11 protein-coding genes and 1 tRNA gene are annotated in these 13618 nt (G+C 67.9%); 8 read left to right on the plus strand and 4 right to left on the minus strand.

The window, feature by feature from the left end; translation table 11 throughout:
* Nucleotides 1-77 precede the first annotated feature (77 nt).
* Nucleotides 78-3824: a non-ribosomal peptide synthetase gene (locus QF118_RS15520; protein WP_282299956.1), complete on the minus strand. Its 3747-nt coding sequence runs from the start codon at nucleotides 3822-3824 to the stop codon at nucleotides 78-80.
* A gap of 69 nt (nucleotides 3825-3893) precedes the next feature.
* On the opposite strand from QF118_RS15520, the gene QF118_RS15525 reads away from it, so the two are divergent.
* The 3 genes from QF118_RS15525 to QF118_RS15535 are packed head-to-tail and all read left to right on the plus strand — an operon-like array spanning nucleotide 3894 to nucleotide 8294.
* Complete coding sequence (locus tag QF118_RS15525) at nucleotides 3894-4715, plus strand: ABC transporter ATP-binding protein (protein WP_282299957.1); 822 nt, start codon at nucleotides 3894-3896, stop codon at nucleotides 4713-4715.
* A complete protein-coding gene (locus tag QF118_RS15530) occupies nucleotides 4709-7078 on the plus strand; it encodes an ABC transporter permease (RefSeq protein WP_282299958.1) in 2370 nt (789 codons plus the stop codon). The genes QF118_RS15525 and QF118_RS15530 overlap by 7 nt, the downstream gene beginning before the upstream one ends.
* A gap of 4 nt (nucleotides 7079-7082) precedes the next feature.
* On the plus strand, nucleotides 7083-8294 hold the full coding sequence (locus QF118_RS15535; RefSeq protein ID WP_282299959.1) for an efflux RND transporter periplasmic adaptor subunit: 1212 nt from the start codon (nucleotides 7083-7085) through the stop codon (nucleotides 8292-8294).
* Nucleotides 8295-8402: 108 nt separating this feature from the next.
* Here the strand turns inward: QF118_RS15535 and QF118_RS15540 are convergent.
* Nucleotides 8403-8489: transfer RNA gene (locus QF118_RS15540), tRNA-Leu, on the minus strand.
* Between the two features lie 192 nt (nucleotides 8490-8681).
* Here QF118_RS15540 and QF118_RS15545 point away from each other — a divergent pair.
* Nucleotides 8682-8930 (plus strand): hypothetical protein, encoded by a 249-nt coding sequence (locus QF118_RS15545; RefSeq protein ID WP_282299960.1) that lies wholly within the window; start codon nucleotides 8682-8684, stop codon nucleotides 8928-8930.
* 49 nt (nucleotides 8931-8979) lie between these two features.
* Here QF118_RS15545 and QF118_RS15550 read toward each other — a convergent pair whose 3' ends face one another.
* Nucleotides 8980-9474 carry a DUF2306 domain-containing protein gene (locus QF118_RS15550; protein ID WP_282299961.1) on the minus strand — a complete coding sequence of 165 codons (495 nt, stop codon included), beginning with the start codon at nucleotides 9472-9474 and terminating at the stop codon, nucleotides 8980-8982.
* 72 nt (nucleotides 9475-9546) lie between these two features.
* Between QF118_RS15550 and QF118_RS15555 the strand changes: the two genes are divergently transcribed.
* The 4 genes from QF118_RS15555 to QF118_RS15570 all read left to right on the plus strand — a co-directional run bounded on the left by QF118_RS15555 (nucleotide 9547) and on the right by QF118_RS15570 (nucleotide 13234).
* Nucleotides 9547-10347 carry a LytTR family DNA-binding domain-containing protein gene (locus QF118_RS15555; protein WP_282299962.1) on the plus strand — a complete coding sequence of 267 codons (801 nt, stop codon included), beginning with the start codon at nucleotides 9547-9549 and terminating at the stop codon, nucleotides 10345-10347.
* Nucleotides 10348-10350: 3 nt separating this feature from the next.
* On the plus strand, nucleotides 10351-11019 hold the full coding sequence (lipB, locus tag QF118_RS15560) for a lipoyl(octanoyl) transferase LipB (protein ID WP_282299963.1): 669 nt from the start codon (nucleotides 10351-10353) through the stop codon (nucleotides 11017-11019).
* A gap of 119 nt (nucleotides 11020-11138) precedes the next feature.
* The gene (locus QF118_RS15565; protein WP_282299964.1) at nucleotides 11139-12359 is read left to right on the plus strand and encodes an FAD-dependent oxidoreductase; all 1221 of its coding nucleotides are present in this window, start codon (nucleotides 11139-11141) and stop codon (nucleotides 12357-12359) included.
* Nucleotides 12356-13234, plus strand: a complete 879-nt coding sequence (locus tag QF118_RS15570) for a hypothetical protein (protein WP_282299965.1) — start codon at nucleotides 12356-12358, stop codon at nucleotides 13232-13234. Before QF118_RS15565 ends, QF118_RS15570 begins: the two co-directional genes overlap by 4 nt.
* Here the strand turns inward: QF118_RS15570 and QF118_RS15575 are convergent.
* Entirely contained in the window at nucleotides 13227-13529 is a 303-nt protein-coding gene (locus QF118_RS15575; protein ID WP_282299967.1) for a hypothetical protein, read from the minus strand. The genes QF118_RS15570 and QF118_RS15575 overlap by 8 nt on opposite strands.
* Nucleotides 13530-13618 lie beyond the last annotated feature (89 nt).

Here is a 13618-nt window from a genome sequence, read left to right on the forward strand (position 1 = left end):
GGCAGACCTGCCTTTCGAAAGGTCCGCGAAAACACGGCCCCGTCTGGTTCGCAACCGCTGCGCGCCCGACCTTGTGTTCAGGGCAACAGGTCGCGCAGGACCGCCGCCAGTCCTTCGACATTGCCCGGCAGGAAGAACCGGCCGTGCCCGCCGGGAATGACCCGCGTGACAAAGCCGCCCTCGTAAAGCGCGCGGAACCGGTCATCCGGGTTCGGTCCGCTGGTCTGCCGGTAGGGGTTCAGGTGGCTTTCATCGCCATACAGCAGCGCGATGCGCCCGGGCAAAGGCGCAAATTCGGTGTCCTCCATCAGGATCGTCAGGGCCACCTCGCGGCCCGCCTGATGCAGCTGTGCCGCGATTTCGCGCACGATGCGGGTGGCCTGGCAGTTGCCGCCGATAGTCAGCGGCCCCTCGGGGACCAGGTCCTCGATCTCGCGGATATACAGCTTCGCCAGGGCGCTGACGTTGTCCCGGGAATAGTCAAAGGCCAGGTGCGCCGAGCGCATTCCCGTCACCGGATGATGCGGGGCAAGGTGCCGCGCCAGGTCGCGCAGTTCGGCAAAGCCCTGGAAACACCAGAACAGCCGCCTGCCCTTCCCCGCCCCGTTCAGCGTAAACAGCAGCGAGTCCGGGGTTTTGCGCTCTCCGCTCCAGGTCGACAGATAGGGCGCAAGGCGCGCGGCCAGATCGCCCTGCTCTGGGGGGGCCTGGCCCGCCAGCCGCTGCGCCAGCGCGGCGGGGGTGGCGTGGGTGAACAGATCGCGCAGGTCGATTTCGCGGCCCAGCGCCTGTTGCAGCACCGCATGCACCTGCAGCGCCGCCAGCGATTCCGCCCCCAGATCCAGAAAGACATTGTCCTGCGCGCGGATGTCCCCATGGCCCAGCACCTTTGCCCAGGCGTCGATGATCCTCTGCACCGGTTCCGGCACCGGGCCGCTGTCCGGCGCGCGCAGATGCAGCGGCGCGCCCGTGCATCGCGCAAGCGCGGCGCGGTCCAATTTGCCCGAGGCCGCGCGCGGAAGATCGGCCACCTTCAGGTACAGCGAAGGCAGCCAGCCGCGCGGCAGGCGCAGCGCCAGGAAATCGCGCAGCGCCGCGCCGCTTGGGGTGTGATCGCCCCGGATCACCACAAAGGCCACCAGCCGCGCGGGGCCATCGGGCGACGGCAGCAGGGCAACCGCGGCCTGCGCCAGCGCCGGGTGCTGCATCAGGGTTGCCTCGATCTCGGTCGGCTCCATCCGGTTGCCATTAAGCGAAATCTGGTCGTCCAGCCGGCCCAGGTAGTCGATCAGCCCATCCGCCCGCAGCCGCGCCAGATCGCCTGTGCGGTACAGCCGGTCGGTGCCCAGCGCCGCCGGATCGACCCGGACAAAGCTGTGATCGGTCAGATCGGGCGCATCGAAATACCCCAGCCCAAGGCAGGCGCCGCCAAGACACAGCTCGCCGGTCCAGCCGATGGGGGCGGGATGGCCCTGTGCATCGCGCACCAGCGCTATGGTATTGCGCAGCGGTCTGCCGATCGGAACCGGATCGCCGCAGTGCTGCGAAACCTCGTGAAAGATGCAGCTGATTGCGGTTTCTGTCGGGCCATAGGAATTGTGCACCCTGATCCAGGGAAAGCGCTGCCGGAACCGGCGCACCGGGGCGCCCTGCATCGCCTCGCCGCCGATCAGCACGTTGCGCACCGAGGCCAGCGCCCAGGCGACATCGGGCTCTGGCATCTGGTCCAGGCACTCGACGAAGCCTGCGAAAAGCGACGGCACGAAATCCATCACGGTGATCTGCGCCTCGGCGCAGCGTTTCAGCATCGCCTCGGCCGAGCCGCCGGTCTGCACGCCGGGCAGCGTGCAGATCCCGCCGGCGACCAACGGCAGGAAATATTGCCAGACCAGCGTATCGACCCCGGCGCCGGCGCCGGCCAGAACCACCGGGCGCGGATCGTCGATCATGGCGCGCATGCCGTCGATACGGTTGCACAGGCCCCGGCCGGTGTTGATCGCGCCCTTGGGCTGGCCGGTCGACCCCGAGGTGAAGATGCAATAGACTGGATCGTCCGGGGCGATATCGACACTGTCGCAGCGCCCGGCCTCTGCGATGATCAGGGCTTCGGGCACGGTCAGCGTTGCGGCCGCCCCGCCGTCCAGCGCCAGCCCGTCGTCTGCCCGCCGCATCACTGTCTTCGGCACCAGCCGCGCCAACAGCTGTTGCAGGCGCAGGGCGGGCCAGTCGGGGTTCATCGGCACAAAGATTGCCCCAAGTTTGAGCACCGCCAGTTCCGCCAGCAGCATCTGGGCGCCCGGCACCATCACGATCGGCACATAGTCCCCCCGCCCGACGCCCAGCGCGGCCAGTTGCAGCGCCAGCGCATTGGCCTTGGCCTGCACCTGCGCATGGCTCAGCCGGGTTTCGCCGTCCAGGACCGCGGTCGCATCGGGGCTGCGCTGAGCCTGATCCTGCACCAGCCGGTGCAGCGGACGCGGCGACAAGGCGCGCGGCGCTCCGGTGGCCATGTCCAGCACCCTTGCCCGCTCGGATGGCGGAATGGACGGGATCTGGCACAGCGAGCTGTCCGGATCGGCAAGCGCCTGCTGCAAAAGGTGCTCCAACTGCCGCGCCGCGCGCAGCACCGCATCGCGGTCAAACAGCGCCTCGTCATGCACCCAGGTCAGGGTTATGCTGTCCTCGTCCAGCCGGGCATAGACCGACAGCGGGCGCGTGCCGACCGGCAGGAACACCCGTTCTTCGGACAATCGCAGAGTGCCGATCACGGCGCTGGCGCGCCCCGGCGAACGGGTCAGGCTGGCGGGCACGGGGCCATGTGCGCCGCCAAGGCCCAGCGCCGCCAGCGCCACTGCGGGCGACAGGGCCTGATGGTCCAGCGCCCGGGCAAGGCCGGCATCGACACTGGCGGCAAGGCTGGTGAAACTGGCGCCCTGCGTGTCGATGGCGATGGGGTGCACGTTGGCAAAGACCCCGATGACCCCGTCAAAGGCGCCCGGAGCGCGCCCCGCCAGCGTCGTCGCAACCGCGATGCAGTCGCGGCCCGCCGCCCGGGCGCACCAGGCGCCGAACCCGGTCAGAAGCAGCCGAAAGCGGCTGATCCCCGACTGCGCGGCCCGCGATTTCAGCGCCGCGTGCAACTGCGGGTCCAGCGCGGTCTCGACGATCCCGGCTGGGGTGGCCTGGCCCTGCGCCGGGCTGGCCAGGCCGGTGCCGCCGCCCGGCAGGGTCCAGGGCGTTACCCGCACGATGTCCTGCCAATAGGGCTGCGCGGCGCGGATCGCGGCGATCTGCGCGCGCTGTGCCGTTGCGAAATCGTCGTAGTCCTGCGCCGGATCGAACGGCATGGCGGCGGACAGCTCTTGCACCAGGTCGCGAAAGAAATACCGCCAGGACAGCCCGTCGATCGCAATGTGGTGAAACCCGCACAGCAGGCGGAAGGCCCCGGGCCCGTCCTGCACCAGCCGGAACCGGCAAGGCGCGTCCTGCGCCAGCGCGTAGGGCTGCATGCCGAACTGCCGCGCGGCCTGCAGGCGCTGCGCGTCGCTCAGCGCGCTTTCGTCGATCATGGGCAGCGCGACCGGACCGGCCGCGACCAGGGTATGGCACAGGCCCGCGCCCTGCACCGCAAAGCGCATGCGCAGGCAGTCATGGCGCGCAATGACCCCGGCCAGCGCCGCCGCCAGCGTGCGCGCCAGCGCCGCCGGGTCCGATGGCGATGTGATGGAAATGGCCCAAAGCAGCGCCGCGGCCGAACGTTCAGGCGCGATGCGGTCAAGCGCCCAGACCTCGGACTGGGCGATAGAAGCCTGCCTGCTGTTCAACGTCCCTGCCCCCCTGCACCAGTCCGGCCTGCCTGCGCGGCAATCGTTCTTTCAGGCTTTGGTTGATCCGTGTCAACGCAGGGCGCGTCGGTATCGCACAAGCTGAAAGCCATGCCCGAACAGAATGCCGATAGGCCCAAGGCCGCCCGTACTGCGCCGATCCCGCAATCATCTGCGGCACGCGCGCCTTTCGTGTTTCGCACCGATGGGCTGACCAAGCTGTATGGCGGCAAGGGCACGGCCGTGGTGCGCGCGCTGGACGGGGTCGACCTGGACCTGCCGCATGGCGAAATCGTCGTGCTGCTTGGCCCGTCGGGCAGTGGCAAATCGACCTTGCTGAACATCCTTGGCGGGCTGGATCATGCCACTTCGGGCAAGGCATGGTTCCAGGACCACGAGATCACCGCGATGACCGACCGGCAATTGACCCTGTACCGGCGCGACCACGTCGGGTTCGTCTTTCAGTTCTACAATCTTGTGCCCAGCCTGACGGCACGGGAAAACGTGGCGCTGGTGACCGATGTGGCGCATGATCCGATGCCCGTCGCCGAGGCGCTGGCGCTGGTCGGGCTGAAGGACCGGCTGGACCATTTCCCGGCGCAGATGTCAGGCGGAGAGCAGCAGCGCGTCGCCATCGCCCGCGCCATCGCCAAGCGCCCGGCCGTGCTGCTGTGCGACGAACCCACCGGCGCGCTGGACAGCAAAACCGGCCTGTCGGTGCTGAACGCGCTGAAACAGGTGAACGATGCCTTTGGCACGGCGGTTCTGGTGATCACCCACAACGCCAACATCCAGCGCATGGCGCATCGCGTGATCCGCTTTCAGGACGGCAAGGTGGTGGATGTTGCCCTGAACGAAACCCGCCTGCCCCCGGAAGACATCGAATGGTGAGCCTGCATTCCCTTGACCGCAAGCTGCTGCGCGATCTGTGGCGGCTTCGGTCGCAGGCGCTGGCGATCGCGCTGGTGCTGGGTTGCGGCGTGGCGATCTTTCTGACCGGCTTTGGCATGTTGCGCGCGCTCGAGGCGACGCAACGCGATTACTATGCCCGCCAAGGTTTTGCCGATGTCTTTGCCAGTGCCAGCCGGGCACCGCTGTCGCTGCTGGACGATGTGCGTGAAATCGACGGCGTGCGGGCGGTGCAGGCGCGGGTCACCGGCTGGGTGATCCTGGACCTGCCCGGGCGCGCGGCCCCCGCCAGCGGGCGCGTGCTGTCGTTGCCTGCCGGGGGGGCGGGGTTGAACGCGCCGCTGCTGGTCACCGGGCGTCTGCCCGACCCGGACTCCGAGGACGAGGTCGCCGTCACCGACCGCTTTGCCAAGGCCAACGGTTTTGGTCCCGGGTCGCGCTTTGCCGCCATCACCGATGGCACGCGGATCACCATGACCATCACCGGCACCCTGCGCAGCCCCGAATTCATCTATGCCCTGCCACCCGGCGGGCTGATGCCGGACGATGCGGGCTTTGGCGTGATCTGGATGCCCGAACGCGCCGCCGCCGCCACCTTTGACATGACCGGCGCCTTCAACGACCTGGCCCTGGCGCTGCGCCGCGATGCCCGCCCGCAGGCCGTGATCGACCAGCTGGACCGCCTGCTGGACCCCTGGGGCGGCACCGGCGCCCATGACCGCGCCGACCAGGTCAGCCACGCCTTTCTGCAGACCGAACTGGACGGGCTGCGCGGCATGACCCTGGTGCTGCCGCCAGTGTTCTTTGCCATCGCCGGGTTCCTGGTGAACATGGTCATGGGCAATATCGTCGCGCTCGAGCGCAGCGAGATCGGCCTGCTCAAGGCGCTGGGATACCGCAACCGAGAGATTGGCCTGCATTACCTGATGATGGCCGCGCTGGTGGGCACGCTGGGCATCGTCATCGGCTGGGTCGCCGGGGCCTGGCTGACCGAGGGCATGGCCCGACTATATGCCAAGTTCTATGACTTTCCCTGGCTGGTGCGCATGGAAGGTTGGGACCAATACGCCTTTTCAGGGCTGATCGGGCTGGCGGCGGCCGGGATCGGGGCAATGCGCTCGGTCCTGGCGGCGGTGCGGCTGGCGCCCGCCGTGGCCATGGCGCCGCCGGTGCCGCCCAGCTTTCGCCACGGCCCGGTCGACCGCCTGGCCAGCTGGGCGCGGCTGTCGCAATCGGAAATGATGATCCTGCGCGGGCTGATGCGCTGGCCGGTGCGGGCCCTGTCCACCTCGTTCGGGCTGGCCTTTGGCGTGGCGGTGCTGGTCGCTTCGGGGTTTTTCCAGGGCTCGATGGACAAGGTCATCGACAGCGCCTTTTTCAAGGCCAACCGCCAGCACGCCACGCTGGTTCTGGCCAGCGAGGCGACGCTGGACGTGGTGCATGACGTGCGCGCCCTGCCCGGCGTGCTGCGGGTCGAGCCGCAGTTCGACCTGCCCGTCACCCTGCGCAATGGCGCGCGCAGCAAACAGGTCGCGATCAGCGCGCATCCCCCCGGCGGCGATCTGGTACGGGTGCTGGACACCGACGACCGCGTGATCCCGGTGCCCGCCGAGGGCATCGTGCTGTCGCAGCGGCTGGCCATGCACCTGGGCGTTGGCCCCGGCGATCTGGTACAGGTCGATGTCACCCGCACCCGGCGCACCAGCTTTTCCCTGTCCGTGGCGGGCATCGCAACGCAATACATCGGGCTGGGCGCCTACATGCAGCTGGACGCGCTGTCGGCCCGGTTGTTGGCCGCGCCGCGGATCACCGCGCTGAATGTCGCGCTGGATACGGATCAGCTGCTTGCCTTCCAGGCCCGGCTGAAACAACTGCCGGCGGTTGCCTCGGTGGTGATGATGACCGAGGTGCGCGACAGTTTCCGCCAGACGCTGGGCGAAAACCTGCGGATCAACATGATCGTCTTTCTGACCATCGCCGTGCTGATCACCATCGGCGTCGCCTACAACAACGCCCGCATCCAGCTGAGCGAACGGGCGCGCGAACTGGCCAGCCTGCGCATCCTTGGCTTTACCCGGCCCGAGATTTCGATGATCCTGCTGGGGGAAACCGCGGTGCTGGCCCTTCTGGCGCAGCCGCTGGGCTGGGCCATCGGGGCGGGCCTGGCCTGGTTGATGGTGATCGGCTTTGACACCGACCTGTTCCGCGTGCCGCTGGTGCTGACGCCCGCCGGTTTCGCCACCGCCAGCCTGGTTTCGCTGGCCGCCACCGGCGCTGCCGCGCTGCTGGTGCGCCAGCGGCTTGACCGGCTTGATCTTGTCTCTGTCCTCAAGACACGGGAATGAACCGATGACCCGCAGCACTCGCCTTGTCCTTTTCAGCCTGATCGGCGCCGGCCTGATCGGTTTCCTGCTTTGGCTGTCCCTGCGCCCCGTTCCGGTGTCGGTCGACCTGGTGCCGGTGACGCGCGGCCCGATGGAGGTGACGATCGAAGTCGACGCCGTCACCCGCATCCGCGAGGTCTGGGAGGTCTCGGCCCCGATCACCGGCACCGCCGACCGGTCGCCGGTGCGGGTGGGCGACATGGTTGTCGCGGGCGTGACGCTGGTGGCGCGGGTTGAACCGGTTGCCCCCAGCCTGCTGGACCTGCGGTCGCGCACCGAGGCCGAGGCCGCCGTCCAGGAGGCCGAGGCCGCGCTGGCCGTCGCGCAAAGCCAGCTGGTCCAGGCCGAGGCCGACCTGGTCTATGCCCAGTCCCAGGTGGACCGCGCCCAGGCGCTGGCCGACCGCGGCGTGGCCTCGATCGTGCAGCTGGAAAACGCCATGCAGGCCCGCGATGTCGCACAAGCGGCGCGCAACACCGCCATTTCCAGCCGGGCCAAGGCGCAAAGCACGCTTGACCGCGCCCGCGCCGCCCTGATCGGCCCCGAAACCGCCCGCAACACCCCCGACAGCTGCTGCGTGCAGATCACCGCCCCCGCCGATGGCGTCGTGCTGTCGATCGACCAGATCAGCGAACGCCCGGTGACGGCGGGCCAGCGCCTGCTGACCATCGGTGATCCGTCGGATCTGGAAATCGTCGCCGACCCTCTGTCGCGCGACGCGGTGCGCATTCCGGCCAGCGCCATGGCCCGGGTGACCCGCTGGGGCGGCGATACGGTGCTGGAGGCGCGGCTGCGCCAGATCGACCCCGTCGCCCATACCGAGGTTTCGGCCCTTGGCATCGAGGAGCAGCGCGTCGAAGCGATCTTTGATTTCCTGTCGCCGGCGGCGCAGCGCCCGGGGCTGGGCGACGGCTATGCGCTGCGGCTTGAAGTGATCGAGTGGCAGGCCCCCGACGTGCTGGCCGTGCCGCTGGGCGCCTTGTTCCGGCAGGGCGGCGATTGGGCGGTCTTTGTCGATGACGGCGGCCTGGCCCGGTTGCGGACCGTGACGCTGGGCCGGCGCAACGACATGATGGCCGAGGTCCTGTCCGGGCTGAGCGAAGGCGAACAGGTGGTCAGCCACCCCGGCGACATGGTGATCGACGGCGCGCTTTTGACCCCGGCAACGCGGCAATAGCGCAGGCATGGACACTGGCCGACACAGACACTGGCCAACACAGTTGCAGGCCAAAAACGACAAAAGCGCCCGGCAAGGGGCGCTTTGACATTCGGCCCAAGGGCCAGATGGTGCGGTCGAGAAGACTCGAACTTCCACTCCGGTTAAGGAACAGCGACCTCAACGCTGCGCGTCTACCAATTCCGCCACGACCGCACTGTCTTGACTTGGTGGAGGCTCTCTACAGAAGCGCGGCGGCCTTGTGAAGAGGAAAAAAGCGGCTTTTTGCGCATTCCCGCGATGCGGCGCGGCGGCGGCCTCGCGCCATGGTTGTTGATCCATGTTATTTCGCGAACCCCTTGGCAGGCGTAGACTAACCCCATGAAAAACAAGGGATAGGAGGAAGACATGACCCTGCTGAAAATTTCGGCGATGGCCTTGGGGTTTGGCGTTCTGGCCAGCGCGGCGCTGGCGGATCAGCAATGCTGGGTGGGCGTCAAGCCAAACGACTCGTCTCAGGTGAACATCGCCTGCACACAGACCTATGGCATGGGATCGCAGATTCTGGCGCAAAAGGGCTATAGCCAGATCGTCTATGGCCCGGCGACCTATGACCAGTGTCAGGCCTATATCGACAAGACCATGGCCAAGGGCTGACATCGCGGCCCCGTCCCGCACCTGCCGGGTGCCGGGGCGGGGCCTTGCCCTAGGCCAGCTGCGCCGCAGGGCCGCGCCGGGCGGACAGGGCGTGCCACACTAGGGCCGCGGCCCCAGCGACGATCACGGCATAGCCCAGTTCGGGCGTTTCGGGCAAAAGCGCGCGGCTGACCACGCGGCCCGGCAGAAAATTGAACAGCCCCGCCACGATCAACCCGCGCCAGTAGAGGTTGCGAAACACCGCTTCGTGGGCGCGGATGCGTCCGGCAAAAGCATGTGCCATGCCCTGCCACAGCGACCACAGCACCAGAACCGCCAGCAGGTGAATCGGGCTGAACGGGCCGATCAGCGCAAAGCTGTGGATCGCGAAACTGGACAGCGCCGTGAACCCCATCGCCACAACCCAGACATAGCCGCCCAGCCGGTGCAGACGGTCGCGCCGGGACCGCAGGATCACGAAGGGTCCAAGGATCAGCACCAGCAAGGCGGCCAGCGCATGGGCCTGAATGTGCAGCGGGGCAGCAAGAAAGGGGCTAGCGGTCATTGTCTTCTCCGTCGGGGTGAATGCGATGGGCTGACCTAGACAAACCCCCTGCCCCCATGCCATGCCGCTTGCGTGAAACCTCGGGATGAGTTCGTGAACGACAGGCAACCGCAATCGGCGCTTCGTGAATGGCGGCGGCAGATCGGCCAGCCTGTGGCGCTGGTTGCGCTGATTGCCATCGCGGCGGTGCTGGGCCTTGCCGGCCCCTTTGGCACCGAGGCCCGGCTGACCCTTTTGCCCCGGCTGGCCTATTGGCTGGTGACGGTCTTTGCGACCTATGGCTGGGGGCTGATGGCGGGGCTTTTGCTGGACCGGCCCACAGCCGCGCTGCCGTTTTGGCAACGGGTGCTGGTGGTCGGCAGCGCAACGGGCGCCGGGGTCTGCGTAGCGGTTCTGGCGATCAACCTTGTCACCTTTGGCTGGTGGCCCGGGCGGGCGGAATGGCTGCCCTTGCTGGGCACCATCTTTGTGATCGCGGTGATCATCACCGCCGCCCTTGGCCTGATTTCCCGGCAGGCGCCGGCCGCGCACGCACCGTCGCCCGCGCCCCCGGCCCTGCCCCCCATCCTTGACCGGTTGCCGCTGGACAAACGCGGCCCGCTGGTGGCGCTTTCGGTCGAAGACCACTATGTCCGGGTACGCACCACCAAGGGCGAGGAACTGGTGCTGATGCGCCTGTCTGACGCCATCCGCGAAGTGGGTGCGACACCGGGCGATCAGGTGCACCGGTCGCATTGGGCGGCCTTCGGGCAGGTCACGTCCGTGCGGCGCGAAGGGGACAGGGCGATCCTGACCATGCGCGTCGGGGACGATCTGCCCGTCAGCCGGGCCAACCTGCCCAAGATCAAGGAGGCGGGGCTTTTGCCCCGATAGGACATGGTCGAATGGAAGATCACCGATGGCCTGACCGGCTATGACGAGGCGCTGGCCTTCATGGAGGCGCGGGTCGCGGCGATTGCCACCGGCGAGGCCGAGGAATGCGTCTGGCTTCTGGAACATCCGCCGCTGTATACTGCGGGCACCAGCGCCCGGATCGAGGACCTGAAGGATCCGGAACGCTTTCCGGTTCATGAGGCCAAGCGCGGCGGGCAGTATACCTATCACGGCCCCGGCCAGCGGGTGGTCTATGTCATGCTGGACCTGAACCGGCGCGGCCGCGACGTGCGCTGCTTTGTCCGCGACCTCGAAGCCTGGGTGATCGCCACGCTGGCCGAATTCGGGCTGACCGGTCATATCCGCGATGGCCGCGTCGGCGTTTGGATCGAACGGCCCGACCGGCCGCTGACGCCTTCGGGCAAGCAAGCCGAAGACAAGATCGCCGCCATCGGCATCCGCCTGCGCAAATGGATCAGCTTTCACGGCATTTCGATCAACGTCGAACCGGATCTGGAGCATTTCGCGGGCATCGTGCCCTGCGGCATCACCGAATACGGCGTGACCTCGCTGGTCGACATGGGCCTGCCGGTGAGCATGGACGATCTGGATGTCGCCTTGCGCCGCAGCTTTGACACGGTGATGGGCCCGGCCGCGCCGCGTGCCAAATAATCTTGCGCGCAGGCCTCATCCTGCGCGCGCCATACACCTTATGGTTGTTTTGCGATTGACTTTCGCCTAGCCGGGCGGATCACCTGACGCAGCCATCCAATCCCCTTGCGGAGCCACCAATGCCCCAGGCCACCCCTGTCATCATTCTAGGCGCAGGGCTGGCCGGGTGCTGCGCCGCGCTGGACCTGGCCCAGGCGGGTCAGTCTGTCACCCTGATCGACCGCACCCCGCGCCCGATGATGGGCGCCAGCCGCCATAACGAGGGCAAGCTGCACCTTGGCTATGTCTATGCCGCCGACCCGCAGCTGGAAACCCACCGGTTGCTGGCGGCGGGATCGCTGCGGTTTCAGGACACGGTGGCACGGCTGACGCGGACGCCGCTTGCGATGCAGATCACCTCGGGGTGTTTCAACTATATTGTCCCGCAGGATTCGGCCCGCCCGGTCGCGGCGCTTTGGGACTATGTGCAGACGGTCGACCGCACCAATGCCGCGCTGGCCGCCGAATTCGGCCAAGCCCCCCTGCCCCCCAGCCGGATCGCAGACAGCGGCGCCATCAGCGCGTTTTATGCCCCGGGCATCCAGGCCGTGTTCACAACCCCCGAGATCGCCGTCGATCCGGGGCGCATCGCCGATATCGTCTCGGCGGCGGTCTATGCCGACCCGCTGATCACCTTTTGCGGCAACAGCACTGTACTGGGGGCCGGGCAGACCGGGTCCGGGGGCTATGCCATTGACCTTGCCCAGGGCGATGACAGGGTCACGATTGGCGCAGATCGGGTGATCAACGCCCTGTGGGAAGACCGCGTGCGGCTGGATGCCATGGTCGGGCAGGACACGCCTTTCGTCTGGTCGCAGCGCTGGAAGGCCACGGTGGTGATCGACGTGCCGCCGGGCGCGCTGGACCTGCCCTCGACCACCGGTTTTGTCGGCCCCTACGGCGATTTCGTGCTTTATGGCGACCGCCGGGTCTATGCCTCGTGGTATCCGGCGCTGCGCCTGTCGATGTCCACCACCGCATCCCCCGAAGAGGTGCGCGCGCAGGTTGCGCAAAGCGATCCTGAGACCCTGCGGAGGCAGGCGCTGCAGGGGCTTGCGACGCTGATGCCCGGGGTCGCCGCCCTGCAAGACCAGGCCGCGCGCAGCCGCATCGGCGGCGGTTTCATCATGGCAGTAGGCAACACGGATATCGACGACAGGGCCAGCGGACTGCACGAACGCCACCAGATCGGCGTCGAGGGCAGCGGCCGCTGGCTGTCGATCTCGACCGGCAAGTTCTGCACCGCGCCGATGTTCGGCGTGCAGGCCGCCCGCATGATGATCGACGAAGGCGCGCCATGACCCTGAGCGATGTCACCTGCCTGATCCCGCTGTATCGCAGCGCGCGCCTGCTGCCGGTGGTCATGGACAACATCGACAGCCATGTCGCCCTGGGCGGGCGGGTGCTGTGTTCGGACGAACACGGGCTGGACGATGCCGCGGCGCAAATCCGCGACCGCTATGCCGGGACCGGGCTGGTGCAGGTCCTTGATGCCAAAGCGACCGGCGGCAATTGGGTCAGCAATTGCAACCGCATGATCCGCGCCTGCCAGACCCCCTTTTTCCGCATCATCCCGCATGACGACAGCGTTGCGGGCGCGGCGACGGCGGTTCTGGCAGAAACCCTGCGCAGCCGCCCCGAGGTCGTGGTCAGCCACGGCTGGGTGCGCGCCCAGACCGAAGCCGGGAACCGCCTGCCGCAGCGCGACGAGCCGCGCCTGCCGCTGCGGCCCATCGACGACCCCATGGCCTTTTCCGCCGGGCTGTTCTGGCAGGGGCTGTTCAGCGGCAGCTTCAAGTCGGTGATCCGGCGCGAGGTGATCGGCGCGGGCCCGCTGCTGATCCGCCCCACCCGGTCGCTGCGCCATTCCGAACGGGCCTGGCTGTTCGGCCTGTCGCTGCTGGGCGATTTTGCCTTTTGCGAAGACGCCGCCATGGTCAAACGCTACTGGAAAGGCAGCGTCAGCGACCATTGGCGCCCCGGCGCCAGCGACCAGATCGACATGGCCGACTGCATGGCCGGCTATGTCGATGACCTTGTCACCGACCCGGACAGCGCCCGCGCCCTGCGCTTCAACCTGTATCTGAACGCAGTGCGGCGGGCGAACTGGCACGATGACATCCTGCCCGACCGCCCGCCGTTCGAGCCGCCTTTGCCGCCGCTGACGCCTAGATAGACAGCCGCCGCTGACGCGCACCGCCGCGCCGCCGGGCCTTGGGCAAGGCCAGGTCAAGTGGCCGGATCGGTTGGCGCAGGCTGTCACGGATCAGCCCGCAGAACACCGCGATGGCCGGATCGGTGTCGATGAAATCCATCGCGCGCAGATAGGCGCGCACCGCCTCGTGTTCGTAATCGGCATTGCCGGGCAAGGCGCCCAGCCATTGCATATAGCCCATCTGGCCCAGTTCTCTGGCCCGCTCGTCCGTCAGGGTCCGGGCCTGAAGCCCGTTCAAGGTTCTTGCGATCAGCATTGCGCCCTCCGCGCGTGGGACAGGGCACGAAAAGGCAGATACAGAACATCCCGGCGGGGCCATGCCCCAGGGCTCTGGCTCTGCCCGAG

Source organism: Tropicibacter oceani (assembly GCF_029958925.1).
In the GTDB taxonomy this organism is placed as follows: Bacteria; Pseudomonadota; Alphaproteobacteria; order Rhodobacterales; family Rhodobacteraceae; genus Pacificoceanicola; species Pacificoceanicola oceani.